A 1,093-nucleotide genomic window follows, 5' to 3' on the forward strand; every position below is an offset into this window, starting at 1 on the left:
GAACAGCTCCCACCCCACCCCGCTCAAGAGCCCCGCCACATCCAGGCCGCCGCCGAAGCTCGCGCGCGTGAGTCCCGCCGCCAGCGCGAAGGCCACCATCACGAACAGGTCGCCGATGATGACCAGCGCCATCAGGAACTCGGTGAACGAGCCCCGCGCGCTCGTCTCCTGGACGATGGCGATGGTCACCGTGGGCGAGAACGACACCACCACCGTGGACATCAACGCGCTGACCGCCAGCGCCTGCGGCAGCGTCAGGGGCGCCAGGAAGGGCAACAGGGGCTTGAGCGCGATGGTCGCCCCGAAGCACACGACGAACGTCACGCCACACACGGCCGCGCACAAAAGCGCCACCCGCGCGCCGACACGGCGGATGAGCCCCAGGCGCAGCTCCGTGCCCGCCACCAGCGCGATGAGGCTCACCGCCAGCCCCTTCACCAGGTCTAGGCCCTTCACGCCCTCGCCCGGGATGAAGCCCAGCACATACGGCCCCACCGCCACGCCCACCAACAGATACCCCGTGAGCCGGGGCAACCCCATCCCCTTGGCCACCTTGCCCGCGAACAGGCCACACAAAAGCAGCGCCCCCGCCGCCAGCGTCACCGGCGTGCCGGAGTCCGCGCGCAACACCTGGGCCCGGCTGATGATGGCCAACAGCCCCATCAACAACAGCAGCCGCAACACCGCGCTCTTCATGTCGCCACCCCCACGTCCGGAGGAGCCACGGGCCGCGGGCGGGGCGACGGCGCGGTGACCTGGCGAAAGGCCTGACCGGCCAACAGCTCGTTCACCACCGCGCCCACCACCACCACGTCCAGCACGCGGCGCGACAGTCCACCCGGGACGAGGAGCTGGTACTCGGCGACCAGACACAACGCGAGGCCGCCCTGGGCGATGAGCGCGTAGCCCACCCGGGGTGGCAGCTCCAACACGCCCTGGGCCAGGCGTTGCGCGAACGTGCCGCCCACCACCTTCCCCAGGAAGCGCAGCCCCACGAAGCCCGGCACCAGCGCCCACGCCGCCCAGTCGCGCGTGTACACCCCGCAGCCGACCAGGAACACCAGCACCAGGAACACCGGCCGCTCCACCCGCC

Annotated in this window: 1 protein-coding gene and 1 pseudogene; both read right to left on the bottom strand. The window is 71.4% G+C overall.

Going from position 1 to position 1,093, the window contains the following annotated elements; genetic code table 11:
* Window positions 1–696, bottom strand: a 696-nt coding sequence (locus FJV41_RS49275) for a cation:proton antiporter (RefSeq protein ID WP_497812679.1), incomplete at its 3' end; no start/stop codon positions are given.
* A pseudogene (locus FJV41_RS49280) lies at window positions 693–1,093 on the bottom strand (sodium:proton exchanger); the annotation flags it as partial. The pseudogene FJV41_RS49280 and the gene FJV41_RS49275, both read right to left, overlap by 4 nt.

It is taken from the genome of Myxococcus llanfairpwllgwyngyllgogerychwyrndrobwllllantysiliogogogochensis (assembly GCF_006636215.1).
Classification (GTDB): domain Bacteria; phylum Myxococcota; class Myxococcia; order Myxococcales; family Myxococcaceae; genus Myxococcus; species Myxococcus llanfairpwllgwyngyllgogerychwyrndrobwllllantysiliogogogochensis.